Annotated in this window: 22 protein-coding genes; 13 read left to right on the forward strand and 9 right to left on the reverse strand. The window is 48.4% G+C overall.

What is annotated here, in order from left to right:
* Window positions 1-2: 2 nt before the first annotated feature.
* The 11 genes from rseP (at window position 3) to tilS (ending at window position 14443) form a co-directional block, all read left to right on the forward strand.
* A complete protein-coding gene (gene rseP, locus EXY25_RS14580) occupies window positions 3-1352 on the forward strand; it encodes a sigma E protease regulator RseP (protein WP_130567319.1) in 1350 nt (449 codons plus the stop codon).
* A 48-nt stretch (window positions 1353-1400) separates the two neighbouring features.
* The gene (bamA, locus tag EXY25_RS14585; protein ID WP_130567320.1) at window positions 1401-3884 is read left to right on the forward strand and encodes an outer membrane protein assembly factor BamA; all 2484 of its coding nucleotides are present in this window, start codon (window positions 1401-1403) and stop codon (window positions 3882-3884) included.
* Window positions 3885-3960: 76 nt separating this feature from the next.
* Window positions 3961-4464, forward strand: coding sequence for an OmpH/Skp family outer membrane protein (locus tag EXY25_RS14590; RefSeq protein WP_130567321.1), 504 nt, complete (start codon window positions 3961-3963; stop codon window positions 4462-4464).
* Window positions 4465-4472: 8 nt separating this feature from the next.
* Window positions 4473-5504, forward strand: coding sequence for a UDP-3-O-(3-hydroxymyristoyl)glucosamine N-acyltransferase (lpxD, locus tag EXY25_RS14595; RefSeq protein ID WP_130567322.1), 1032 nt, complete (start codon window positions 4473-4475; stop codon window positions 5502-5504).
* A gap of 55 nt (window positions 5505-5559) precedes the next feature.
* Entirely contained in the window at window positions 5560-5994 is a 435-nt protein-coding gene (gene fabZ / locus EXY25_RS14600) for a 3-hydroxyacyl-ACP dehydratase FabZ (RefSeq protein ID WP_114339001.1), read from the forward strand.
* 2 nt (window positions 5995-5996) lie between these two features.
* Window positions 5997-6779 (forward strand): acyl-ACP--UDP-N-acetylglucosamine O-acyltransferase, encoded by a 783-nt coding sequence (gene lpxA / locus EXY25_RS14605; RefSeq protein WP_130567323.1) that lies wholly within the window; start codon window positions 5997-5999, stop codon window positions 6777-6779.
* The gene (lpxB, locus tag EXY25_RS14610; protein ID WP_281275310.1) at window positions 6763-7929 is read left to right on the forward strand and encodes a lipid-A-disaccharide synthase; all 1167 of its coding nucleotides are present in this window, start codon (window positions 6763-6765) and stop codon (window positions 7927-7929) included. Before lpxA ends, lpxB begins: the two co-directional genes overlap by 17 nt.
* A gap of 2 nt (window positions 7930-7931) precedes the next feature.
* Window positions 7932-8501 (forward strand): ribonuclease HII, encoded by a 570-nt coding sequence (gene rnhB, locus EXY25_RS14615; RefSeq protein ID WP_114339004.1) that lies wholly within the window; start codon window positions 7932-7934, stop codon window positions 8499-8501.
* 12 nt (window positions 8502-8513) lie between these two features.
* Complete coding sequence (gene dnaE / locus EXY25_RS14620) at window positions 8514-11993, forward strand: DNA polymerase III subunit alpha (protein ID WP_130567324.1); 3480 nt, start codon at window positions 8514-8516, stop codon at window positions 11991-11993.
* A 51-nt stretch (window positions 11994-12044) separates the two neighbouring features.
* Window positions 12045-13001, forward strand: coding sequence for an acetyl-CoA carboxylase carboxyl transferase subunit alpha (accA, locus tag EXY25_RS14625; protein WP_130567325.1), 957 nt, complete (start codon window positions 12045-12047; stop codon window positions 12999-13001).
* An 86-nt stretch (window positions 13002-13087) separates the two neighbouring features.
* Window positions 13088-14443: a tRNA lysidine(34) synthetase TilS gene (gene tilS, locus EXY25_RS14630; protein ID WP_130567326.1), complete on the forward strand. Its 1356-nt coding sequence runs from the start codon at window positions 13088-13090 to the stop codon at window positions 14441-14443.
* Window positions 14444-14504: 61 nt separating this feature from the next.
* Here the strand turns inward: tilS and EXY25_RS14635 are convergent, their stop codons facing one another.
* The 7 genes from EXY25_RS14635 to rcsF form a co-directional block, all read right to left on the reverse strand.
* Window positions 14505-15404, reverse strand: a complete 900-nt coding sequence (locus tag EXY25_RS14635; RefSeq protein WP_130567327.1) for a GGDEF domain-containing protein — start codon at window positions 15402-15404, stop codon at window positions 14505-14507.
* A 174-nt stretch (window positions 15405-15578) separates the two neighbouring features.
* Complete coding sequence (locus EXY25_RS14640) at window positions 15579-16721, reverse strand: patatin-like phospholipase family protein (RefSeq protein WP_130567328.1); 1143 nt, start codon at window positions 16719-16721, stop codon at window positions 15579-15581.
* Window positions 16722-16893: 172 nt separating this feature from the next.
* Window positions 16894-18606 (reverse strand): proline--tRNA ligase, encoded by a 1713-nt coding sequence (locus EXY25_RS14645; protein WP_130567329.1) that lies wholly within the window; start codon window positions 18604-18606, stop codon window positions 16894-16896.
* Between the two features lie 65 nt (window positions 18607-18671).
* Window positions 18672-19781: a Kelch repeat-containing protein gene (locus EXY25_RS14650; RefSeq protein ID WP_246019568.1), complete on the reverse strand. Its 1110-nt coding sequence runs from the start codon at window positions 19779-19781 to the stop codon at window positions 18672-18674.
* A 94-nt stretch (window positions 19782-19875) separates the two neighbouring features.
* The gene (locus tag EXY25_RS14655) at window positions 19876-20472 is read right to left on the reverse strand and encodes an acyltransferase (protein ID WP_114339054.1); all 597 of its coding nucleotides are present in this window, start codon (window positions 20470-20472) and stop codon (window positions 19876-19878) included.
* Window positions 20473-20521: 49 nt separating this feature from the next.
* The gene (tsaA, locus tag EXY25_RS14660; RefSeq protein ID WP_114339011.1) at window positions 20522-21229 is read right to left on the reverse strand and encodes a tRNA (N6-threonylcarbamoyladenosine(37)-N6)-methyltransferase TrmO; all 708 of its coding nucleotides are present in this window, start codon (window positions 21227-21229) and stop codon (window positions 20522-20524) included.
* Between the two features lie 2 nt (window positions 21230-21231).
* On the reverse strand, window positions 21232-21612 hold the full coding sequence (rcsF, locus tag EXY25_RS14665; RefSeq protein ID WP_114339012.1) for an Rcs stress response system protein RcsF: 381 nt from the start codon (window positions 21610-21612) through the stop codon (window positions 21232-21234).
* A 132-nt stretch (window positions 21613-21744) separates the two neighbouring features.
* Between rcsF and EXY25_RS14670 the strand changes: the two genes are divergently transcribed.
* Complete coding sequence (locus EXY25_RS14670) at window positions 21745-22275, forward strand: hypothetical protein (protein ID WP_130567330.1); 531 nt, start codon at window positions 21745-21747, stop codon at window positions 22273-22275.
* Window positions 22276-22344: 69 nt separating this feature from the next.
* Here EXY25_RS14670 and EXY25_RS14675 read toward each other — a convergent pair whose 3' ends face one another.
* Both EXY25_RS14675 and EXY25_RS14680 read right to left on the reverse strand, forming a co-directional pair.
* Entirely contained in the window at window positions 22345-22749 is a 405-nt protein-coding gene (locus EXY25_RS14675) for an H-NS family histone-like protein (RefSeq protein ID WP_114339014.1), read from the reverse strand.
* 226 nt (window positions 22750-22975) lie between these two features.
* The gene (locus tag EXY25_RS14680; RefSeq protein WP_114339015.1) at window positions 22976-24184 is read right to left on the reverse strand and encodes an EAL and HDOD domain-containing protein; all 1209 of its coding nucleotides are present in this window, start codon (window positions 24182-24184) and stop codon (window positions 22976-22978) included.
* A 122-nt stretch (window positions 24185-24306) separates the two neighbouring features.
* Here EXY25_RS14680 and rssA point away from each other — a divergent pair, with 122 nt between their 5' ends.
* On the forward strand, window positions 24307-25296 hold the full coding sequence (rssA, locus tag EXY25_RS14685; RefSeq protein WP_130567331.1) for a patatin-like phospholipase RssA: 990 nt from the start codon (window positions 24307-24309) through the stop codon (window positions 25294-25296).
* The last annotated feature ends 3 nt before the right edge of the window (window positions 25297-25299 follow it).

Here is a 25299-nt window from a genome sequence, read left to right on the forward strand (position 1 = left end):
CTATGTTCGACATATTATGGAATATATGTGCCTTCATTTTCGCGCTAGGCATTCTCATTACTTTTCACGAGTATGGTCACTTCTGGGTTGCTCGTCGTTGTGGGGTGAAAGTACTGAAGTTCTCGATAGGCTTTGGTAAACCCCTGTGGAGTAAAGTCAGCAAAAGTGGCACTGAGTATGTTTTGGCTGCTATCCCACTAGGCGGCTATGTGCGTATGTTAGATGGTCGTGTTGATGATGTGCCTAGTGAGCAAAAGCATCTAGCGTTTGATAGCAAACCTGTTAGCCAGCGGATCGCGATCGTATCTGCCGGCCCGCTAGCCAATTTCGTGTTCGCTATCTTAGCCTATTGGCTGATGTTTGGTATTGGTGTACCCAGTGTTAAGCCCGTTATTGGCGAGGTGATGCCAGAATCGATCGCTGCAGAAGCGGGTTTTGAACCGGGAATGCAAATAACCGAAATTGCGGGTCGACAAACGTTAGATTGGGAAGAGGTTAGCCTCGCTTTGGTTGCTCATATCGGCAATGAAACTATTCCTATTAAACTAAATTCTGCTTCGTCCGGCGTTAGCCACAAATCATTGGATATAAGAACATGGCAATTCGATCCTGATCAGCAACCTTTATTGAGCTCTTTAGGTATCAAGCCGTTTTTCCCCACTGTGACGCTTGAGCTAGCGCATGTTGAAGAGACTGGCGCTGGTGCACAAGGAGGTCTAGAGGTTGGCGATCTTGTGATTGCTGCTGATAGTGAGCTAATTGAAAGCTGGCCTCAACTTGCTTCGATTATTGCTGTGCATGGTGGTGAAGAGCTTATCGTGGATGTGATGCGGGACGGTACGCCGGTGACCTTGGTGTTAGTGCCCTCAGAGAAGGCGTCTGGAGATGGCAGTATTGGCTACTTAGGCATTGCTCCTCGGGTAGACGAATGGCCGGAGGAGTACCGCTTTGAAATGCAATACAGTTTTGTTGATGCCTTTGTGAAAGGCGTCGAGAAAACAGGACAACTTATTGTGCTCAGCATTGATATGATCGGCAAACTCCTTACCGGTGACGTGTCAGTTAAGAATTTGAGCGGCCCCATATCTATTGCGCAAGGTGCCGGTAGCAGCGCGGGTTATGGCTTGGTGTATTTTCTCGGGTTCTTGGCACTGATTAGTGTTAATTTAGGGGTGATTAATTTACTGCCCTTACCAGTGCTCGACGGTGGACATTTAGTTTATTACATTGTCGAGCTTGTACGTGGTAAACCAGTATCAGAACGCATTCAGGAAGTCGGGTTTCGTGTTGGCTCAGTATTGTTATTGGTCATCATGGGGATTGCCATTTTTAATGATGTGGCCCGTCTGTAGAAAATTTAGAATTATAAGAAGTATTCGAGCAAAAATAGAATGATATCAATGGGCTTTCGTAAAGCACTGGCGGCTATTTGTCTGTTGAGTGTGTCTTGGTTTAGTGTCGCGTCAACGGCTTTCGTTGTTGAAGATATCCAGATAGAAGGATTACAACGGGTAGCGTTAGGCGCGGCACTGCTACATGTACCTCTCCGGGTGGGCGATGAAGTGACGCCATTAGGCGTCGCTCAGCTTATTAAAGCACTTAATAAGTCCGGCCATTTTGAATCTATCGAAGTACTGCGTGACGGTAATATTCTGCTTGTCCGTGTGTCAGAGCGTTCTACTATCAGTAACATCGTATTTAGTGGCAATGAAGATATTCCTGATGAACAACTGCAGGAAAGTTTGGCAGGCAATGGGATTAAAGTAGGGGAGCCGCTCGATCGCAGTATTATTGCGAATGTTGAGAAAGGGTTAGAAGATTTCTATTTTGGGGTGGGTAAGTATACCGCCAAGGTTGATGTCTTTGTCACGCCGTTGCCTCGTAACCGTGTCGACCTGAAAATTGTTTTTAATGAGGGTGAAGCTGCAAAAATTCAGCAGATTAATATCGTAGGTAATAGAGTTTTCCCTGAGCCTGAATTGCGCGAGCAATTTGAGTTGACTGACCATGTACCTTGGTGGGACTTCTTCGGCTCTCAGCGTTATGAGAAACAGCGCTTAAGTGGTGACTTAGAAAACCTGACGAGCTATTACCGTGATCGTGGTTACATTCGATTTAATGTCGACTCCACTCAAGTCTCCCTAACGCCAGATAAAAAAGCCGTATATGTGACCATTAATGTCAACGAAGGCGAGATTTATACCATTTCCGATGTGAAAGTCGCTGGTAATTTGGTGGGCAAAGAGGAGCTGATTCGAGCGCTTATCCCTGTCAAATCGGGTAGCCAATACAGCGCAGCAGAAATTACCTACGCAGAAGAGAGTATCAGTCGATACCTTGGCCGATTTGGTTATGCATACCCGAAAGTCAGTACCTACCCTGAAGTAGATGATGTTGATAAAAGTGTAAAAATTACTGTGCATGTTGAGCCTGGTGCCCGTATCTATGTTCGACGGATAAATTTCTCCGGTAACCACGTCACTAAAGATGAGGTGTTACGCCGAGAGATGCGGCAACAGGAAGGGGCTTGGTTGTCCGAGTCATCACTTGAGCAGTCAAAAGCGCGTTTAAATCGCCTTGGATTTTTTTCCGACCCTAGTTATGACGTCGTGCGGATCCCTGGGTTAGAAGATCAAGTGGATGTTGATTGGAAAGTGACAGAGCAACAGACCGGCTCTTTCAATGCTGGGGTTGGGTATGGTACTGGCAGCGGTATTAGTCTTCAGGGGGGGATCTCACAGAACAACTTTATGGGAACGGGTAACAGTCTGTCCCTTAATTTAAGTAAAAATACATATTCTAATAGAGTGGATCTTTCATACAATGATCCTTACTTTACGGTAGATGGCGTGTCGTTAGGCGGACGGATCTTTTATAGTACTTTTGATGCGGGCGACGCTAACCTTGTTAACTATAATAATGATTCTTATGGCTTAAGTACTAATCTCGGTTTTCCGCTTAATGAATACGACCGCTTTAGTATTGGCGCAGGTTATCGCCATAACGAACTGTCGAATCTAGATCCTTATGATCAGATCCAGCAGTTCTTCCGGATCTATTCAGATATCGATGATCCAGATGCAAAACTGGAGTTTGATACGTATGACCTCAATGCTTCCTGGTCGCGAAATAAGCTGAACCGTGGACTGTTTCCGTCATCTGGTTACAAGCATACAGTTAACGGTAAGGTCACAACGCCCCATAGCAGTGACTTACAGTATTTTAAGCTGAATTATGAAAGTCGCTGGTACTTTCCTCTGACCCAAAAACAAGATTTCAGCTTCATGGTGAAAGCCAATCTCGGCTACGGGAACGGTTATGGCGATAAAGATGGTAATGATCAAATATTACCGTTTTGGGAAAACTTCCGTGGTGGTGGCTCTGGCACCTTGCGTGGCTTTCGCTCTAATAGTATCGGTCCTCGTGGTGTGATCCGTTACCCTGATCCTGAGAATATTCCAGGTTCACCCAATCCTGGTGGGGGTAGCGATTCTATATTGCCTGGATCAGAAGATGACCTTATTACTGTGAGTGATAACTCGCTCGGTGGTAATGCGTTAGCTGTTGCTTCATTTGAACTGTTTGTTCCTACTCCGTTTTTGGATGAATCCTATAACAACTCTGTTCGTTCGAGTTTCTTCGTCGATGCGGGTAATGTCTGGGATACCGAGTTTGATTATGGTAGCTACAGCGACCTGTCTCCTTCGGAGTACGATAAGCTATCTGACTATTCCGATTACGATCGTTTTCGAGTATCAGCAGGCATCTCAGTACAATGGGTCTCTCCTATGGGGCCAATGGTATTTAGCTTAGCTAAAGCTATTAAAGAATATGACGGCGATGAAACAGAAGTTTTCTCGTTTAATGTGGGTCAAACATTTTAGTCTCTGGTGTCCATACACTCTGAGTGCTAGATTTACTGGCTGATGGAAGCCTATTAATACTGTAAAGGAGCATCCTTTGAAAAAGTTGGTTTTTGCTGCATTGGCGGCGTTCGTTTTGATTTCTAATATGGCCGTAGCAGCTGATACTGTGGCCTATGTCAACATGCCTCGTGTATTGCAAGAGATGCCGCAGAAGGATGAGATTGGTAATATCCTTAAACGTGAGTTTGCTGACCGTGTCGAAGAGTTAAAGCGTTTAGAAGGCGAGATGCAGGGCATTGTACAAAAGGCACAAAAGGATGGTGCTTTGATGGGGGAAGATGAGCAGATTGCTTTAGAGCGTCAACTGGAAGGTTTGAAATCTCAGTTTGAATTGAAGAAGAAGGCGTTGGAGGAAGATAACCGTCGTCGTCAAGCTGATGAGCGTAACAAGCTGTTGATGCAAGTTCAGGAAGCAATTAATAAGGTTGCTAAAGCTGAAGGCTTGGCAATGGTGTTTAACACCAATGCGTTAGTTTTTGCTGCAGACAATACTGATATCACTGACAAAGTGATTGCTGAGCTGGCAAAAACTAAATAGGGATCGCTATGCCGACGTTTACTTTATCTGAACTTGCTGAGCACCTAGGTGCGGAACTTATTGGCGATGGTACGGTTGAAGTTGAATCGGTCGCATCTTTAGACAGTGCAGGCGACCGTCAGGTCGCTTTTTTAACCAATCCAAAATTTAGAGAGCAGTTGCAAGCCTGCTCTGCCAGCGCAGTGATCGTTGCGCCTGCGGTAGCTGAGCTATGCCCGACCAACGCAATTGTGATGGCTAACCCCTATTTAGGTTATGCGAAGGCCGCACAGCTTCTAGATACCTCACCAGAGCCCTCTCAAGGAATTCATTCTACAGCCGTGTTGGATGACGTGACGTTGGGGCAGGGGGTCTCTGTTGGCGCATATACCGTCATCGAGCCGGGTAGCATCATTGCTGATGGTGCAAGAATCGGCGCCAATTGCTATATAGGCCACTACAGCCAGATCGGTGCTGAAACCCGTATATTCAGCAATGTCGTTATGTATCATCGAACCCATACTGGTGTTGCTTGTCGAATTCACAGTGGCGCAGTGATCGGGGCTGATGGTTTTGGCTATGCTAATGATGCGGGCAACTGGGTGCGTATTCCCCAGACCGGTCAGGTGATACTTGGTGATAATGTTGAGATTGGTGCCTGTACTACCGTGGATCGCGGAGCATTGGAGAATACCGTGATCCATTCTGGCGTTATTATTGATGATCACTGCCATGTTGCTCACAACGTTGTTATGGGTGAAAGAACAGCGGTTGCGGGGGCGACAACTTTTGCTGGCAGCGTCACTGTAGGCAAACAGTGCGTCATAGGCGGGGCGTCGGTGATCAATGGTCATATCGAAATTGCTGATAATGTGCACTATTCTGGAATGAGTATGGTGATGCGTGGAGCAAAAGAGCCTGGTGTTTATAGTTCCGGTGTGATCACGTTACCCAATAAAGAGTGGCGTAAAAACGCTGCGCGTTTTCCTAAGTTAGATGAAATGTATCGCCGTATTAAAGCATTAGAAGACGAGCTCAACGCACTGAAGCGTGAAGATTAATCTGTTCTATCATTTTTAAACATTTGAGGAGTTCCCCTTGTCTGAATCAAAGGCAATGGATATTCAGGATATCCTGGATCATCTACCCCATCGGTATCCTTTTCTACTGATTGATCGTGTGTTGGATTATGAAGCCGGCAAGTGGTTACATGCGATTAAGAATGTCACTTATAACGAGAACTTCTTTCCGGGACACTTTCCTAAGAAGCCTGTTTTTCCTGGCGTATTGATTTTGGAAGCGATGGCTCAGGCGACTGGTATCTTGGGTTACAAGTCTGCTGCCGACAAGCCAAATGAGAATACCATTTACTATTTTGCCTCCTGCGATAATGCTCGATTTAAACGCCCTGTCGTACCTGGTGATACTGTTCACTTGGAAGTGGAATTACTGAAAGCTCGTCGTGGCATGGCGAAATTTGATTGTGTGGCGAAAGTTGACGGCCACATTGTCTGTTCTGCTGAAATTATGTGTGCGATACGCGAGGCATAATTGTGATTGATGCATCTGCCAATATTCATCCTACTGCACTGGTCGAGTCCGGTGCCGTCATTGGTGCCAATGTAGAGGTTGGCCCTTTTACTTATATTGCTGCCAATGTGACGGTTGGAGAAGGCAGTTGGATTGGATCCCATGTGGTCATCAAGGGACCCACGAGGATTGGCGCACGGAATAGAATTTTTCAGTTCGCCTCAGTCGGTGAGGATTGCCAAGATAAGAAGTACGCAGGCGAGCCGACCGAACTGGTGATGGGGGATGATAACGTTGTTCGTGAATGTGTCACTATCCATCGTGGGACAGTGCAGGATAAAGGAGTTACCCGCATAGCCAATCGTTGTCTGTTTATGGCGTATGTGCACATTGGTCATGACTGCGTTGTGGGTGATGATGTCATTTTGGCAAACAACGTAACTTTGGCTGGCCACGTTCAAATCGGTAATCATGCTATCGTTGGCGGTCTATCTGCATTTCATCAGTTTGTTAAGGTCGGTGACCACGCGTTTATTGCTGGTGCCTCAGCTGTGCATAAAGATGTGCCAACCTATGTTATGGCAAGAGGCGATAATGCCCATGGTATTAATGTTGAAGGGCTTAAGCGGCGCGGCTTTTCCAAAGAGGCTATTACCCTTATTCGTAGGGCATATAAAGTTATATACCGTCAAAATCTGACTTTGGAAGAAGCAAAGCCAAAACTTTTTGAGATGGCCGATGAATGCGCTGAAATAAGTCCTTTAGCAGAGTTTGTCATGGGCAGTGAACGTGGCATCGTCCGATAGCACTGCTGTACTCTCTTCACCTGTTATCGCCATTGTCGCCGGAGAGATGTCCGGCGACATTCTTGGTGCAGGGCTAATCACTGAATTAAGAAAGCGTTGTCCTAACGCTAAGTTTGTTGGCATTGGCGGCCCCAAAATGCTCGCTGCGGGTTTTGAAACCTGGTTTCCGATGGAGACCTTGTCTGTCATGGGCCTGTTTGAAGTGATTAAACATTTGCCCGAACTGCTTAGGGTTCGCCGCCAGCTGTTAACTCGCCTATATGACCTTTCTCCCGATATATTTATTGGCATTGATGCGCCTGACTTTAACCTTGGAGTTGAAAAGCGCTTAAAGGCTAAAGGAATAAAGACAATTCATTATGTCAGTCCATCTGTGTGGGCTTGGCGTCCCAAACGTATTTTCAAAATAGATAAGGCGACGGATCTTGTGCTGTCGCTCTTGCCATTTGAAAAGGCGTTTTATGATAGACACCATGTGGCGTGTGAGTTTGTTGGTCATCCGCTAGCAGATGAGATCCCGTTGAACAGTGATAAATCCCAGGCTAGGCAAGTGCTTTCATTACCTGCTGAGGGGCTATACCTAGCGGTGTTACCTGGTAGTCGTGGTGGAGAGATGGAAAAACTGCTGCCTACGTTTATCGAAACTGCACTACGACTAAAGAAGAGCCTACCCGATTTAACCTGTTTAATGCCCCTCGCCAATGAAGCCCGCAAAGCTCAATATCATGAGATCGTTGCACAGTATCCTGGTGCCGAGGGCCTATTTTCCTGCTTTGATGGGCAGTCCCGTGAAGTGATGGCGGCAGCTGACACCATTTTGTTGGCGTCAGGTACAGCGGCATTGGAAGCGATGCTGGTTAATCGTCCTATGGTTGTCGCGTATAAAGTCAGTGAAATGACCTATTGGTTAGCGAGAAAACTGGTCAAAGTGAATTATGTTTCTTTACCCAATTTACTGGCTGACGCGCCCTTAGTGCCAGAGTTGTTACAGCACGATGCTACGCCAGAAAAACTTTATCAGACTTTGCATCAATTGCTCAGTAGCGACAGCTCTGATATGACCCAACAATTTGAGTCGCTACACCTCGCTCTGCGGCAGGGGGCGAGCGCCAGTGCTGCCGCCGCTGTTATTAACGTTATGGGATCATAAGAATGCTGATAGCTGGTGTCGATGAAGTAGGCCGAGGCCCCTTGATTGGTGATGTGGTAACCGCGGCAGTGATCCTCGATCCGCAGCAGCCTATTGCAGGGCTTAATGATTCAAAGAAGTTGTCGGAAAAAAAGCGCGAGCTATTGTTTGACGAGATCATCAATAAAGCCATTTGCTATGCCGTTGGCAGAGCGTCAGTGGCTGAGATTGACGAGCTCAACATTTTGCACGCCACCATGCTTGCCATGCAAAGAGCTGTTTCAGGGTTAGCTATTCAGCCTGAGATGGCGTTAATTGACGGGAATCGTTGCCCTGAGTTAAGCGTTCCTGCCCGCGCTGTGGTCGGTGGCGATGGCTTGGAGGCTTGTATCAGCGCTGCCTCCATAGTAGCTAAGGTGACTCGGGATCGAGAGATGCTGTTGCTGGATAAAAAGTATCCTGACTATGCTATTGCCCAACATAAAGGTTACCCCACCAAACTGCACCTTGAGCGCATCGAGTTGCATGGTGTCACTCCCGAGCATCGACGTAGCTTTAAGCCTGTGAAACGCATTCTGGCGTTATCCGAATAATAGAGACGCTATATGTCTACTGATCCGAAATTTGTTCATCTTCGCGTCCACAGTGATTTCTCCATGTGTGATGGTTTGAAGAAAATTGGCCCCATTATCAGCCGGGTTAAAGAACTCGGCATGCCAGCCGTTGCGATCACAGATCAGATGAACCTCTGCGGTTTGGTGCGATTTTATGGCAACAGCCAAGGTAACGCGATTAAGCCAATTATTGGAGCCGACTTTTGGGTTCAAGTGCCGGGATTTGAGGATGAGCTTTGCCGGTTAACCGTGCTATGTGCCGACAATGACGGTTATAAAAATCTGACACTTCTGATCTCTAAGGCCTATCAGCGGGGTCATATTCAAGATCGAGCCGTGATAGATCGTGATTGGTTGGTGGAACATGCGGCAGGTTTAATCATTTTGTCGGGTGCGCGGGAAGGGGACGTAGGGAAGGCATTGCTTAAGGGCAATGAACCGCAGGCCCTCGCGTGTCTCGAGTTCTATCAAAAATATTTTCCGAATAGTTACTTCTTAGAGTTGGTGCGCACCGGGCGTCCCCATGAAGAAAGCTATCTACATATGGCTGTGGCTTTGGCGCAACAGGCCGATGTCCCCGTCGTGGCAACGAATGATGTGGTGTTTTTAGAGCCTGAGCAATTCGAAGCACACGAAGTGCGGGTGGCCATTTATGATGGTTTTGCCTTAGAGGACCCGCGTCGTCCAAAACGCTATAGCGAGCAGCAATACCTGCGCAGCGAAGCGGAGATGTGTGACCTGTTCAGCGATGTTCCCGAGGCGTTGACGAACAGTGTAGAGATCGCCAAGCGTTGCAATGTAACCGTCCGGTTAGGGGAATATTTTCTACCCAATTTTCCAACTGGCGATCTCACCACGGAAGATTACCTGGTCAAAGTATCGGAAGAGGGATTAGAGGAGCGCCTTGAGTTTCTTTTTCCTGATGAGAAAGAGCGTGCGGAAAAGCGTCCCGAATATGATGAACGTCTAGATATCGAGCTTGGCGTGATTAATCAGATGGGCTTTCCTGGTTACTTCCTTATCGTTGCCGAGTTTATTCAGTGGAGTAAAGACAATAATATCCCAGTAGGCCCCGGACGAGGTTCTGGTGCCGGCTCACTTGTCGCTTACGCTCTTAAAATTACCGATCTTGATCCACTAGAATTTGATCTGCTATTCGAACGCTTTCTTAACCCTGAACGGGTATCGATGCCTGACTTTGACGTCGATTTTTGTATGGATCGCCGTGATGAAGTGATCGATCACGTTGCCGAGCTGTATGGTCGCCAAGCGGTATCACAGATTATTACCTTCGGTACCATGGCTGCGAAAGCCTCTATCCGTGATGTGGGGCGGGTACTTGGGCACCCTTACGGCTTTGTTGATCGGATCTCGAAATTGGTTCCTGGTGATCCGGGGATGACCTTGGCCAAGGCATTTGAAGTTGAGCCCAAGTTACCTGAGATCTACGCCGCAGATGACGATGTTCGTGAACTGATTGATATGGCACGGATCCTCGAAGGGGTGACGCGTAACGCTGGTAAACATGCTGGGGGCGTGGTGATCGCGCCCACCACCATTACCGACTTTTCTCCACTGTACTGTGATGATGAAGGTAAAAACCCTGTCACCCAGTTCGATAAAAATGATGTTGAAACCGCAGGCTTGGTTAAGTTCGACTTCCTGGGGTTACGGACGCTGACCATTATCCAGTGGGCACTGGATATGGTGAATGATACTCGCGCCAAGCAAGATCTGCCGCCAGTACGTATTGAATCGATCCCGTTAGATGATCCTGCCAGCTTTAAGACGCTGTTGAGGCATGAAACCACCGCGGTATTCCAGTTGGAATCCCGCGGCATGAAGGATCTCATTAAACGTCTAAAACCTGACTGTTTTGAAGATATGATCGCCTTGGTGGCATTGTTTCGACCCGGGCCGTTGCAGTCAGGCATGGTAGATAACTTTATTGATCGTAAGCTGGGTAATGAGGAGTTGTCCTACCCGGATGCTAAGTACCAACACGAATCGCTAATACCGATCCTACAGCCCACATACGGCATTATTCTGTATCAGGAACAGGTGATGCAGATCGCCCAGGTGTTGGCCGGTTATAGCCTCGGTGGCGCGGATCTATTGCGTCGAGCCATGGGTAAGAAAAAGCCGGAAGAGATGGCGAAGCAGCGTTCGACCTTTGAAAGTGGCGCTGCGGACAATGGCATCGATCCTGATCTGGCGATGAAGATCTTCGATTTGGTGGAAAAGTTCGCCGGATACGGATTTAATAAATCGCACTCAGCCGCCTACGCTTTAGTGTCTTATCAAACCTTGTGGATGAAAACCCACTACCCGTCGGAGTTTATGGCCGCGGTGATGTCGGCGGATATGGATAACACCGACAAAATTGTTACCTTGGTTGATGAGGTCAGTCGCATGAAGCTGACCATGCGTCCGCCCGATGTGAATGCGGGGCAATACCGTTTTAGTGTCGATGAAGCGGGCGCTATCATCTACGGTATCGGCGCTGTGAAAGGCGTGGGTGAGGGACCGATTGAGGCGATTATTGAAGCTCGGGAAGAGGGCGGTCCATTCAAAGACCTATTCGATTTCTGTGCTCGTATTGATCTGAAGAGGATCAACCGTCGGATCCTAGAAAAGTTGATTAAATCTGGAGCGATGGACAATCTCGGACCGCACCGGGCGGCATTGATGGCTACTTTACCTGATGCCATGAAAGCTGCGGATCAGCATCATAAGGCTCAATCTCAAGGGCAAGACGACTTGTTCGGGTTATTGGCCAGTGCCGATGAACATGTGACTCAACACTTTGTCAGTTCACCGAAATGGCCAGAAGAAGTATGGCTTGAAGGTGAGCGCGAGACTTTGGGACTTTATCTTACTGGTCACCCAATCAACCGTTACTTGAAAGAGCTTAAAAGGTTCACTTCTGGCCGCTTGGCCGACTTGCGCCCTACTGGGCGTGGTAAAACGGTAACGACTGCCGGTTTGGTGCTTGGCGTACGGGTGATGATGACAAAAAAAGGCACTCGTATGGGATTACTCACCTTAGACGATCGCAGTGCCAGACTGGAAGTGATGCTGTTTTCTGAAGCCTTCGAACGCTATCAGGAGCAATTGGAAAAAGACCGGATCCTAGTCGTAGAGGGAGAGGTCAGCTTTGATGACTTCTCCGGCGGCCTTAGAATGACCGTCCGCGATTTGATGGATATCTCTGAAGCCAGAGAAAAATACGCCAAAAACTTGTTATTAAAAGTGAAACAAGCACAATTGGAAGGATCCGGAAAAAATCGTTTGCAGCAGATTTTACAACAACATTGGCAAGGTGTTTGTCCTGTCAGTGTTCAATATGTCCGTGATGAAGCTGAGGCTACACTCACATTGGGCACGCAATGGCGGGTTACCCCCTGCGATAAATTGCTATATGAATTAAGAGAAATGCTCGGCGAAGAACAGGTTGAGCTGGAATTTTAATCGTCGCATCCTATATTTCGAGGGTGTGGCCGACTTGCGGTAGCGAATGCAATGAGCTTGAATTTTTTAGATTTTGAACAGCCGATCGTTGAACTTGAAGCGCAGATTGATGAATTACAACTTGTGGCTAAAGGCACCGAGGTTGATATCAGTCTCGAGGAAGAGATCAATCGCCTGCGCCAAAAACGCGATGATTTGACGAAAAAGATCTTTTCTGGCTTAGGCCCATGGCAGGTTTCACAATTAGCCCGTCATCCTATGCGCCCTTACACTTTGGATTATATTCCACTGTTATTTACTGAGTTCGACGAGCAGGCTGGGGATCGTGCATTTGCTGATGATCCGGCTATTGTTTGTGGCACAGCACGCCTCGATGGCCAACCTGTGGTAGTGATTGGTCATCAGAAAGGGCGTGAGACCAAAGAGAAGGTGCGCCGCAACTTTGGTATGCCTAAGCCTGAGGGCTATCGTAAGGCGCTGCGCCTGATGGAGCAGGCTGAGCGTTTCAATATGCCGATTATTACCTTTATCGACACCCCTGGGGCATACCCCGGTGTCGGCGCAGAGGAGCGTGGTCAAAGTGAAGCGATTGCCCGTAATCTGAAGGTGATGGCAGGACTTAAGGTGCCGATTATCTGTACCGTGATTGGTGAAGGTGGCTCAGGTGGCGCGCTGGCTATTGGTGTGGGCGACCGGGTTAATATGTTGCAAAACAGTACTTACTCAGTGATTTCGCCAGAAGGTTGTGCTTCGATTCTGTGGAAGAGTGCAGATAAGGCACCTAATGCCGCTGAAGCCATGGGGATCACAGCTTCCCGTCTGCATGAGTTGAAACTTGTAGACGCGGTGCTAGAAGAGCCGATGGGCGGTGCTCATCGCCATACGGATAAGATGGCCGAAACGATGAAAGCGAAATTGCTCTCTGATTTGGCAACGCTCAAGGGGCTAACGACAGAGCAACTGCTTGAGCAGCGTTATCAGCGTTTGATGGGCTACGGTTACTGTTAACCCCACGAAATTGATGAGCAATGGGCGCATAGGCGCCCATTTTTGATCCCAATGGTTTATACCGTGATTTCAAATATCGATAATTTATGGCTAGTGCACTGAAATCGATTTTCAAGCAGCAAGTTGAGGCGCTCATTACTCAGGTCGAGGCGACGTCTGTTTGGGTATCGCTTAGTGGTGGCTTGGACTCTGTGGTCTTAATGCACCTGCTGGCCAACTGGCATGTAGACAACGCTTGTTCACTGCCGATGTCTGCTATTCACGTAGATCACGGACTCAGTAAGAATGCCCAGGCTTGGGCGCAGTTTTGTGAAGCACAGTGCCAGCAATTGTCGCTGCCAGTAAAGATTTGTCAGGTTAGACCGAAGCAAGGCCCGAGGCTAAGTTTGGAAGCTGAGGCGCGCGAGGCACGATATAACGCCATTCAACAACAGCTGCCCAAGCGCGCTTTGTTGTTGACTGCCCATCACCTCAATGATCAAAGCGAAACCTTTCTGCAGCGATTGCAACGTGGCTCAGGGCCATCAGGGCTGTCCGCTATGGCTACTGTGAGCGAACTTAAACCAGGGTTAATGGTAGGACGGCCCTTACTCTCAGTCTCCCGCGACGAGCTTGCTGAATATGCTGAGCAGCAAGGATTACACTGGGTTGAGGATGAGAGTAATCAAGATCTGCTGTTTGACCGCAACTTTTTACGTCATCAGGTGCTTCCCTTGCTACGTCAACGTTGGCCGAGTATCGACCGAACCATGGCACGTAGCGCTCGCCTCTGTGCTGAGCAAGAACTGCTTCTGCAGGAGTTTGTCGCTGCAGATCTCGCGGCTGCTGTTTCCTGTGAAAATGCTCTGAATATTACCTATCTGAGGGAGCTGACGCCGCTACGTCAAGCGTATCTGCTACGCAGTTGGCTTAAACAGCAGGGCGCCCAGATGCCTAGCGAAGCACAGTTAAGTAATATGCTAAGCAGCTTATTGGTTGAACGGCAGGACGCGTCACCGGAGGTGTGTTGGTCAGGGTGCTGTGTTCGTCGTTATCGCCATCAGCTGTATTTGGTTGAACAGCAATCAGCTAGGGATTTAACGTCGCTGATATTGCCATGGGACTGTCGCTCATCGCTGGTTTTACCCTATGGCTTAGGAACGCTCGAAGTGACTCGTCAAGTGCAGGGTACAGCTGACATCCCAACGCTTAAATTGCCACAAAATGAATGTGTTAGCGTCAGGTTTCGTTCAGGAAACCCGACTTGCCGCCCCCACGGTCGAAAGGGGAGTCGTCCTTTGAAAAAGCTATTTCATGAGTATCGGGTGCCGCCCTGGCAACGAGAATCCGTGCCATTGATTTACTATGATGATGAGTTGGTGGCGGCGGTCGGACTCTGGATCTGTGAAGAGTTTGCGCAGATTGAAGGCGAAGGGGTCAGGCTCAGATTATCTCGCCCTTAGTGCAGGCGAGGAAGTTAGCAGTGTAAGCTAAGGGAGCTGACGCTCCCCTATTATCCTTCGATTAGGCCTGTTTTAAGCAGTTACGTCCATTGGCTTTTGCTTGGTAAAGCGCTCGGTCAGCTCTTTCAAACAGCGTTCTGACGCTGTCAGCGGGGCGAAAGCGGGCGCAACCGATACTGGTTGAGACCTTTAGGCGGCGCAGGGTTTTTTCACTGAGCAGGCCATCCTGAATGCGCCCGCTGATGGTTTGCGGCACCTCATTATCACCGTCGAACAATAAAACAACAAACTCATCACCGCCCAATCTAAATGCACTGTCTGCTTCACGAACCGAGCGCTTAATGATCTTGGCAAAGCTAGCGAGTACCTCATCACCCACTAGATGGCCCTCTTGGTCATTGATCAGCTTAAACCGGTCGAGATCCAACACCATCAGGTGCAATGCAATACCGCTACGTTGCGCTTGTGCTAGCAGGCGTGGAAGGTTGTCCTCAAATTCACTGCGATTGCCTAAGCCCGTAAGGCTGTCTTTTAGTGCCGATTGCTTCAATTCGAGGAAGGTGATGCTGTTTTTCAAAGGAAATATCAGCTGCCGATGAAGACGAGCTAACTGTTCCAGTTGCAGTGGCGATAGTGGCGACAGGCTGTTGTAACAAATATGCCCAAGCTGACGTCCAGCGATCGCTAAAGCAAAATGATGAGCAAACTTTGAGTGTTCGGAATAGGCAACCACATGCTTAAAATCAGTACGATGAAAAGTCATACTGGCAAAATTGACTTGGGTGGCTGCATATTCGGCGAAGATCTCTAATAGTTCTTCTATCTCTAGCGTTGTTTGCAGTCGATCAGAGAGATTCTGGCTATCCAACAGCTCTTCGGCGGCGAAAGGCGGAATATAGGCCGCGCGACGAAAATCAGCTTCGCTGACACTATGACTTTCGATTAGATATAGATTTTCCACAACACACTCCTACTTCATTCGCTAAAACTAAAGCAAGAAAAATGCCGAATATACTTTTTTCAATTAAAACAGCTTGTTATGGGGATTATTTGGTGGGTTTTATCTCGAGTGTCGAACCGTTGACGTTTGACTTGCCGCTGAACAAAATCACGTTGGCAAAGATTTGCCGCCTAATTATTGACCTAAGAAGTCACGGATATTTTTTTGCTGGGCAATGCCGTCTTGATAGCCAATTTCTATCAGTTGTTGGCAATAGCTTTGTTCGAACATGAGATAACTGACCAGACTCGATTCTGAATGGCGGTTAACGCCGATCAGTTTGAGCATACTGCGGATGGTGAGGGGTAACTGTGAGTAGCATTCGGCAGCGACCTGGCGAAAATCATGGGTGGGGTTGATTACTAAGGTCTCAATCTCCCTTAGCTGCAAATCGTCACGTTGCTCAGGGCTGATCTTGCTCAAGGTGTTATTGATCCTGTGCAAGCGCTCTAAATCGGAGTTCAGTGTGTCAGCGAAGACGGTATCCAGAAGGTGACCGGCGACGGTGGCGATGCTGGGATGATGGGCTGGTTTTGGCCGGTACTGCGTGGCCATTGGTTTCTCAACGCCGATCACAAATAGTTTATCTGCACCTAAATGCACGGCGGGGCTGAGGGGGGCTAACTGATGTACTGAGCCGTCACCAAAATAGGCTTGATTGATCCTAACCGACGGAAAAATACCTGGAATAGCCGAGGAGGCCATTAAGTGTTGCGGGTTAATGATGGTCGGCACACCGGATCGTCGGGCACGTTGCCAGCCGGCGCGATTTTGCCCCTCTTGAAAGAAGCAGATTGAGTCGCCACTGGTGTAGCAAGATGCCGTCACCGTCAGCGCTTTTAGCGCGCCGTTGATTATATTGCGATCGATGCGTTTAAAGTCGAGAACGAACTCAAGTAGCTCTCTTAACGGTGCATTGTCTAATAATGATACGGGGCGTTTGTATGCATAATCGGCCTGGAAATTGGACATGATGTTCTGTAACAGGTGACCAAATACCCCCCACAAGTCGGTGCGATAGACCTGATTAATGCGAAAGTTTTTCCATACCCACTCTAGTTTGCGGATCCCTAAATGAAAACAGGAGGCATAACAGGCCAACGCCGTACCGTTAATCGCACCGGCAGAGGTGCCACATATGATAGGAAAGGGGATGGCATGATTTCTTGGATACAGAGAAGCGATAGCCTTCAGAACGCCAACTTGGTACGCGGCGCGGGCGCCGCCACCAGTTAGCAGTAGGGCACAGGTGGGGGGCTGTGAGCTCGTTGCAACCAAATAGCTTGTCCTCTAGTGATTGTTTATCCGAGTATAGTCTGCGTCTGTCGTCAGGTTGTGAGCTAGCTTTTAGGCTTAACAATTAAGCCTTAGTTATTGAACTAAAAATGCTGTCTGAGGCAAAAAAATGGCGACCGAAAGGCCGCCATTGATGGGAGGTAGAGGTGAAAGTTTATGCTTGCTGAGTGATGAAGTTCACCACCTCATCAATCGCCACTTTCTGTTTTTCACCGCTGTGACGATTCTTGTACTCCACTACACCTTCATCAAGGTTGCGTTCACCGATCACTAAGCAGTGAGGAATGCCAATCAGTTCCATATCTGCGAACATGACACCTGGACGCTCTTTACGATCATCAAATAGCGTGTCGATGCCAGCGTCTTTAAGATCCGCATACAGTTTGTCTGCAACCTCTTTTACCCGTGCAGATTTATGCATATTCATCGGCAGTACAACGACGTTGAATGGTGCAAGACCATCAGACCAGATAATGCCATTGTCATCATGATTCTGCTCGATTGCGGCGGCGACAATGCGCGATACGCCGACGCCATAACAGCCCATGGTCATTACCTGATGTGAGCCTTGTTCATTGAGTACACCCGCTTTCATTGCTTCGCTGTACTTGCTGCCCAGTTGGAATATGTGGCCGACCTCGACACCGCGCTTGATCGATAGGGTGCCATGGCCATCAGGGCTGATATCGCCTTCTACCACGTTCCGCAGATCAGCGATTTCAGGCAGAGCGAGATCACGTTCCCAGTTGATGCCAAAGTAATGCCTATCATCAATATTGGCGCCAGCGCTAAAATCTGACATCTGGGCGACAGAGCGGTCAATCACACAAGGTACCTTGAGGTTAACTGGGCCTAATGATCCTGGACCGGCGCCGATAAGCTTACGGATCTCATCTTCAGTGGCAAACTCTAGCGGGCTAGCAATTTGTGCTAGTTTCTCAGCTTTAAGTTCATTTAGATCGTGATCACCGCGAACGATCAGTGCGATCAATTCTGCCTCAGCTTCTTCTGCGGCTTTTACCAACAGTGTTTTAACCGTTTTCTCGATCGGCAGATCGAACTGTGTCACTAGCTCGTCAATGGTTTTCGCTTTCGGCGTATCCACCAGAGTCATTTCTTGGCTTGGCGCAGCACGTTCGCCGGCAGGGGCGACAGCTTCTGCCATCTCGATATTCGCGGCATATTCACTGTCACTGGCAAAAGCGATTGCATCTTCGCCAGATTCAGCCAGGACGTGGAATTCGTGGGACACGCTACCACCGATTGAGCCTGTATCCGCTAGTACGGGGCGGAATTCCAACCCTAACCGTTTAAAGATATTGCAGTACGCCTGGAACATCACATCGTAGGTTTGCTGCAGTGACTCTTCGCTTAGATGGAAAGAGTATGCATCTTTCATCAAGAACTCTCGGGCGCGCATCACACCAAAACGGGGGCGAACCTCATCGCGGAACTTGGTTTGGATCTGAAACAGGTTTAGCGGCAGTTGCTTGTAGCTGCTAACCTCTTTCCGCACTAACTCGGTGATCACCTCTTCGTGGGTAGGCCCCAGGGCAAATGGGCGGTTATGGCGATCTGTAATACGCAATAGTTCTGGGCCAAACTGTTCCCAGCGGCCAGACTCTTCCCATAAATCGGCAGGTTGAACGACGGGCATGGAAACTTCGATAGCGCCAGCACGCTCCATCTCTTCACGAACCACCTTTTCGACTTTACGCAATACGCGCAATCCGGTTGGTAGCCAGGTGTAGAGGCCTGAGGCCAATTTACGGATCATTCCTGCGCGAAGCATCAATTGATGACTGGTGATTTCGGCGTCAGATGGTGTTTCTTTCAGAGTTGACAGCAAGTACTGAGTCGTACGCATGGGTTTTCCGGATCAGGATTAAAAAATTGGCGATAGTGTAACAACGCTGGCGCTTGCAAAAAAGCTTAGTTAGCGACTTCATAACGAATGATTTTGTCGATCACCTGTTGCTTGTCGTTCATCCCGCCAATTGTCAGTAGCTGCCCCTGCCATTCAAGCAATCCTCTATGATCCATGGTGGCGACACTGCGCGCTGGCAGTTGTTGCCAGTCGCTGCTAGCTAAGTCAAAGAAATCGACCCGGGATGACGCTGGCGCTGCTAAGCCATCGTAGCCGGTGCCGTTATAGTTATATGGGTTTTCGGAGCCGGCGACAAAGTAAAAGCCAGTTTTACCCTGTGGCTGTTGGCTGCCTATCGCGGCCATGCGATAGCGCGCTTTGCCAGCGAAGTGTGGCGCAGTTTGCCAGCTGATTTTTGCTGGGTCTTCGTTATCAATCTGGCCAAGGTAACAGGCGCGTTCGGCCTCATATTGACGTCGCCCATCAACAATGGCAGCGACCTTGACGCCATCGCAGATAAGGAGTTGGTTGTTCACAATGGCGCCGGCGTGGCCAAATACCGGCTCGCCCGGAAAGGGGGTGGCGTTAAACCAGTGATTATTCAAACGATCATAGACCTGAACCAGATCGACATTGCCATGGTTATGCCAGCCGCTAACCAGGTAGATATAGCGCTGCCGATAACTCAGGGCCACGCTGTCATCCACCGGTACCGGCATATCGGCGAGTTGTTCAAACTGCTTAATGTCCGGACGGTAGCTGTATACATCCGGGGTTGATATTTCGCTGTGATCTGCGGCGACAGTATATCCACCAAATAGGAGCAGTTCGCCCGGTAGCGTTGCTGCAACTGACGCTAGGCGGCCTTTCAAACTCAATGAACTGGGAACGTCGGGAGTTCGCTGCCAACCATCCGGCTTTTGTGACAACGCCAATTGCCAGCCTCTATTGTGCACATCTGTATGGTTTTTTGCCGCCCCTAGTCCCATCATGCTGACCAGGTAGTCTCCTTGCTTGGTGCTGACCAATGCCACTGCGTTATTGGCGACTGGCTCAGGTAATGGTGGCAAAGGCACTATTTTCGACGCGATGGCTGTCGCTGAAAAAGCGATCGTGCATAGGGTGGTCAAATATGTGAAGCAGCAGGTGCTGAATAGACGTCTGGATTTAGTCATTTTACGGTCTCAGTATATGGCAAAGGCTAGCCGACAGAACTGCTGTTGGACTATTGCTAATATGGTGAAAGATGGTTCGGGTTAAGTGCATTTTCTAATTTGCTGCTAGATAGTCTGGGTGCGCATCGGGTTTGTCGCGTCGGTCACCAATGATCCGTGCTGGGTTGCCAGCGACAATCGCATAGGCGGGAACGTCTTTGGTGACTACTGCGCCCATGCCGACGACTGCATGATCTGCAATCTCAACACCATCTCTAATGCATGCTCGGCTACCAACCCAAACATCTTTGCCTAGTACGACCCCTTGCGAGTGAACCGGTTGTTGATCTATTAGCGCGTTTGCGGCTAAGCCGTGATTAAAGGCGTAGATCGCGACGCCACTGGCAATTCGGCTGTTATCACCAATGGTGATGCCATGTCGGCCACCATCAAAAGAACAGCCGTGGTTGATACCTACGTTGCGCCCCAGGGTCAGAGGGCCGTGGATAAACGTATCTGCGGCAATCGCGGTGCGATCCCCTATGGTTATTTGGCGACCTGGCTCTGCAAATAGGTTCGCTTCCGGAGCAACAAAGCAATCTTCACCAAACTGGATGGTCTCCAAAGCCATGAGTTCAGCCTGTTGCTGTTGCTGCCACGCTAGCGCCCACAGTTTATGTTTTGGTTTTAAACGATAGTAAAGCCATGGCATGTAAGAGAGCCGCTTTTTATGCTGGGACTGGTAGTCTGGAGGTACGTTTTCAGTCACTGTTGATCTCCAGTACTTCCGTTATTTTGGCTTCAACTCGGTATTTTATATTGAGGTCGTAAAGTGCCATACCGTAATTCTGGCTAGCGACCACTCTTTGTTTATAGGCTGGTCGTGGATCTTGTTGTAACACTTGTTCGATAAGTAATTGCAGGTTGGCATACCGTTGTTGGTGATGGGCTAACTGCTGCGCCGCTTCAGGCGTAAATAACACCGTCATTTCACTGTCTGGACGGCTGTCAGCGAAGCCGCCGGCGGCCTCGTTGATCGCATCCGAGTAGGGCAGGTAAGGCTTAATGTCATAAATTGGTGTGCCGTTAACCAGATCAACCCCTTGCAAGCGCAAGCTAGCGCGGCCATGAGTAATATCCACAGCCAGCAGCTTTACCACTGAGAGCCCCATGGCATTCGGACGAAAGGTTGAACGTGATGCAAATACCCCGACTTTAGTATTGCCGCCTAGGCGCGGTGGCCTGACTAAGGGCTTCCATCCCTGTTCTGCCGTTTGATGAAACTTGAACAGTAGCCAGAGGTGGCTAAATGCTTCGATACCACGAACACATTCCGGGTTGTCATAGGGGGGGAGCAGTTCCAATGTTGCTTCTGCGGCACTGACTAAGCCGGGTTGCCGAGGAATGGCAAACTTCTGTTGGTAGGGGGTATGGATCAAAGCAACCGGTGATATCAGGTGCTCACTCATGGTTACGGAGCCTCAACGGCTAAGGCGGTGCCGATGCATATGATGCTATCGATGCAGCCAGGCAAGGAATCATCGCCAGTTAAGGTTAAACACTGGCTAAACGTGACGCCATTGCCGCCCATTTCCGCTACGCTGGTTCTAGCTTGCGTTCTCGCGTCGCTGACCTGTGCTGGTGGGAGATCGCTTCTGTTGCGACAGCTTTCGCCCTGTACCGGCCCCAACTCTTTATAGTTTAAGTCAGTTAACTGTTCGGCAGTGTAGACGGTGACAGAGGAGGGGCGGTAATAATCGTCAAAGTTTTGTTTATCCAAATTAGTATGCAGGGAATAGCCGGAACAACCTGATAGTGTCAGGAGTAGAGCCGGAAGCAGCAATCGGCGCATTTGAGCCTCAACAGAGAATTAACCAATGCACTATTTTGCTTGCCATCGAGATTGGCTGCAACAAACATTCATTAGCGCGTATACTTGCGGCCAAAGTTTCAGTCTCAGGTTATATCTAGGAGTCGTTGGTCTATGAAGCGTATGGCATTGATGGGATGGTCATTGGGGGTAGCTTTGTTGATGGGGGCTATATTGTTGGTGATTGACAATGATGAGGTCCCAGAGAAAAAGCGTTTTTTACCCGCCTTACAATATGGCTCAGAAAAATTGGTTACCGTTGAAGTAGTGAACCCTGCCAATGATTCGGTGATTTATGCTGAGCGGGTTGAAAACGGTTGGGTAGATAAACACAGCGGCCGTACAATTGAAATTATGCCTTTGGCCAATTTAGTTCAGCAGTTGGCTCATGCCAAAGTGATTGCCGCGGAAACCAGTTTACCGCGCAACTATGAGTCATTAGATATGCTTCCACCCGGCGAAGGGAAAGGCAGTGCTTGGCGAGTTTCACTTAAGTCTGCAGGTGGTTATGAGAAAGATATATTGTTGGGCGCGCTAGATAGTCAGCGCGGAGGTCAATTTGTCAGAATGGCTGACGACGCCTCCGTCTATGTGCTTGACCGTGTCATTGGCTTACCGGAACAAGCATCTACTTGGTTAAAGTAAAGTCAGGTTGAACAAGTAAAAGATATAAAAAAACCTGCTTATTAGCAGGTTTTTTCTTTAACGGGAGGATTACTTAATTAAGAAAGTATCCAAGGCTTCGCCAGCATCGACCCGTACTTTGAATACGTTTGGCATACGGCCTTGACCTGTCCAGGTAATGCGCTCACCAGCGTCGTTCCAAATTTCATATTTAGCAGGGCGAGGCGCACGCTTTGTTTTAGCTTTTGGCGCGGCAGCAACACCGTCAGTAAGATCGTCGAGTTGAATACCATCGGCGGCAAGCATTTCACGATACTTTTCAATCTTGGCAATTTTTTCTGCGTTAACGCGCTTTTCTTCTTCTTCGGCAGCGACACGATCATCAATGATCTTCTGAAGTTTTTCCTTAACTTCCAATAGTTGTTCAACAGTAAGCTCTTCAGTTGAACTTTTAAGACGACGAGCATGGCTCAGGATTTTCAGAAAATCGCTCATGAATATTCCTTATATTAATATTATCGGTGGACTTCGAGTCTAAATATAATAATAGATATTCATTATGGTGCAAGAAATTTACTATTTAGATCACTTTTTTCACTATTAATCGGTAAATTTTGCGTATAAATCGGGTGAGATAAAAGTGGATATAAAAATAAACGAGTGGTCAGGGGTTAGCACAAAGCGTAGAAGCGGCCGTTCTACCGGCCGCCGATTCAATGAATTACTGCTCAAGCAGGCTATTACTCCAGCCTACGGCATCCATATAGAATTCTGGTAATTGTCCAGTATCTACGCCAATGGTTGAGGAGAGTGCATTGACTCCGTCCCATACGGCACGTTCATAGTCAAGAATTAGGGATAGGTAGTTAGCTAAGGGGCCTTCCCTTTTTAGTAATGCGAGTTTTATTTCGTCAGAAAGTGGTAGTTTCGACATTACCTTGTCCATGGGCTCATCGAGAATGGCACTGATAAGGGAAAAGAGACCTAGCAAGAAGGCTTTTGATGCATACTCGGGTGCTTGTTGTTGTGCAATCAATTCGCAAAAGCGGGCACGGGTAATTGATAATCGGATCAGTTCACTGGGCTTGTCCTCTGCCAAATTGGCAGCGGCTAACAGGGCAATAAACTTCCTTATCTCATTCTCCCCTAAATAAACCAATGCTTGGCGGATCGAGTTAATTTCCCGTCGACGGTTGAAAAAGGAAGAGTTAACGTAGCGGAGCAATTTATAGGTCAGCGACACATCACGTTGGATTATGGTGTCTAGTTCATTAAAGTCGCAGCTTTCTTGTCCTAATTTGGCGAGTAGTTCTACCAAGTTTATTTCATTTGGCTTCAATGCGCGTGTTTTTAACACTTCCGGTGCACTGAAGAAATAGCCCTGAAAGTAATCAAAGCCAAGCGTCATGGCGAAATTGAATTCATCATGGGTTTCTATCTTTTCGGCGAGCAGTTCTAAGTCAAAACTGGCCAGTTGATCACAGGTGCTTTGAATATCGTCGATTGAAGTGGCTCTAAAATCGATTTTGACCATGTCAACGTAGGGTAATATTGGCAACCAATGGGGTTGCATAACAAAATCATCCAGCGCGATTTTATATCCTTTCTGCTTAAGCTGTTGGCAGATCGCTTTTAATTCATGACTTGGAGCAATACTTTCCAATAGCTCGATAACGACCTGATTATTTGGCAGTAGTTCTGGTACCTTGACCAGTATCGACATCTCTGGAAAATTGATAAATGCAGGTACGGAACCTGTCAGATTGTCGATACCTAAGTGAAAATGGCTACCAGCCAGCAGTCTTGACGTTGCTTCATGGGGGTCAATTTGCGGGAATACATTTTCAATGCTGTCTCGAAATAACAGCTCGTAACCGATAAGCGATTTTTCTCGATCCAGAATAGGTTGCCGGGCAACATAAAAGAACATAGGGATACGACATCACCGTGGAAAATATGAGAATACCAATCTAAACCAACTGATGTGGTATCGCATCTATTTGAGGTTCGTTTTGTGATCGCTGAAATAAGCAAGTTATAAGGCGCGGAGATATGTCAAAAGAAGCTGTTCAAGGCTTGAAGGTCGGAGTGGCATTAGGCAGTGGCTCAGCCAGAGGCTGGGCTCACATTGGTGTACTGAAAGCGCTGGCAGAAATGGGGATCCATCCTGATGTTATCGCGGGCTGTTCGATTGGTGCTTTGGTGGGGGCTGCCTACAGCAATGATCGATTAAGCGAGTTTGAGTTATGGGTGCGAGAGTTTTCTCATTGGGGGATCGTCAGTCGTTTTGATGTTTCTCTAGCAAAAGGTGGATTACTTGCTGGCGACAAGGTGTTTAATGAGGCGGCTGAACTCATTGGTGAGACACGTTTTGAAGCGCTGCCGAAACCGTTTGCGGCAGTGGCGACCGAGTTACATAGTGGCCGCGAAGTATGGTTACAACAAGGCGATCTTATCAGCGCGGTAAAGGCCTCTTGTGCCGTGCCGGTGCTGTTTTCGCCGAAGATGTATCAAGGGCGCTGGCTTATTGATGGCGCTTTGGTTAATCCTGTGCCGGTGTCACTTTGTCGCGCAATGGGCGCAGATTTGGTGATAGCGGTGAATTTGAATGCTGATAACAACGTGCGTGCCGCACAGCAATATCGGACTCATCGCGCCATCATTGAACCGCATATTGCGGATGATGGTGCTGAGCTCAAGCCCAATAAGGGCAATGGTAACAGTGGCTTTATGGGGCTGTTTGAGAACGGGCGTAACTATATTCAGCAGATGTTGCGGCGTTCATCGGTGGATGAAGTTCGCTCGCCCAGTTTGCTGGGGGTCTTTTCTAATTCGTTAAACATCATGCAAGACCGGGTGACAAGGGCAAGGATGGCTGGTGATCCCGCGGATGCTTTGATTGCGCCATTGATGGCTGATTACGGTGCTATGGAGTTTCACCGTGCCGATGAAGCGATTGAGGCGGGGCGTTTAGCGGTCGAGGTTGCCACGCCGGAGTTGATGAGAAATATTTTGCCACTACTTAATAAGCCTGCAGGATAGCAG

Origin of the sequence: Corallincola spongiicola (assembly GCF_004284785.1) — a bacterium.
Taxonomy (GTDB): Bacteria; Pseudomonadota; Gammaproteobacteria; order Enterobacterales; family Neiellaceae; genus Corallincola; species Corallincola holothuriorum.

Excerpts from the sequence above, each read along its gene's own strand:
- lpxD (WP_130567322.1), top strand. The coding sequence starts at position 4,473 with ATGCCGACGTTTACTTTATCTGAACTTGCTGAGCACCTAGGTGCGGAA.
- EXY25_RS14655 (WP_114339054.1), bottom strand. The coding sequence starts at position 20,472 with ATGCCATGGCTTTACTATCGTTTAAAACCAAAACATAAACTGTGGGCG.
- rseP (WP_130567319.1), top strand. The coding sequence starts at position 3 with ATGTTCGACATATTATGGAATATATGTGCCTTCATTTTCGCGCTAGGC.
- accA (WP_130567325.1), top strand. The coding sequence starts at position 12,045 with ATGAGCTTGAATTTTTTAGATTTTGAACAGCCGATCGTTGAACTTGAA.
- rnhB (WP_114339004.1), top strand. The coding sequence starts at position 7,932 with ATGCTGATAGCTGGTGTCGATGAAGTAGGCCGAGGCCCCTTGATTGGT.
- rssA (WP_130567331.1), top strand. The coding sequence starts at position 24,307 with ATGTCAAAAGAAGCTGTTCAAGGCTTGAAGGTCGGAGTGGCATTAGGC.
- EXY25_RS14650 (WP_246019568.1), bottom strand. The coding sequence starts at position 19,781 with ATGACTAAATCCAGACGTCTATTCAGCACCTGCTGCTTCACATATTTG.
- EXY25_RS14670 (WP_130567330.1), top strand. The coding sequence starts at position 21,745 with ATGAAGCGTATGGCATTGATGGGATGGTCATTGGGGGTAGCTTTGTTG.
- dnaE (WP_130567324.1), top strand. The coding sequence starts at position 8,514 with ATGTCTACTGATCCGAAATTTGTTCATCTTCGCGTCCACAGTGATTTC.
- EXY25_RS14680 (WP_114339015.1), bottom strand. The coding sequence starts at position 24,184 with ATGTTCTTTTATGTTGCCCGGCAACCTATTCTGGATCGAGAAAAATCG.
- fabZ (WP_114339001.1), top strand. The coding sequence starts at position 5,560 with ATGGATATTCAGGATATCCTGGATCATCTACCCCATCGGTATCCTTTT.
- EXY25_RS14675 (WP_114339014.1), bottom strand. The coding sequence starts at position 22,749 with ATGAGCGATTTTCTGAAAATCCTGAGCCATGCTCGTCGTCTTAAAAGT.
- tsaA (WP_114339011.1), bottom strand. The coding sequence starts at position 21,229 with ATGAGTGAGCACCTGATATCACCGGTTGCTTTGATCCATACCCCCTAC.
- tilS (WP_130567326.1), top strand. The coding sequence starts at position 13,088 with ATGGCTAGTGCACTGAAATCGATTTTCAAGCAGCAAGTTGAGGCGCTC.
- bamA (WP_130567320.1), top strand. The coding sequence starts at position 1,401 with ATGGGCTTTCGTAAAGCACTGGCGGCTATTTGTCTGTTGAGTGTGTCT.
- rcsF (WP_114339012.1), bottom strand. The coding sequence starts at position 21,612 with ATGCGCCGATTGCTGCTTCCGGCTCTACTCCTGACACTATCAGGTTGT.
- EXY25_RS14645 (WP_130567329.1), bottom strand. The coding sequence starts at position 18,606 with ATGCGTACGACTCAGTACTTGCTGTCAACTCTGAAAGAAACACCATCT.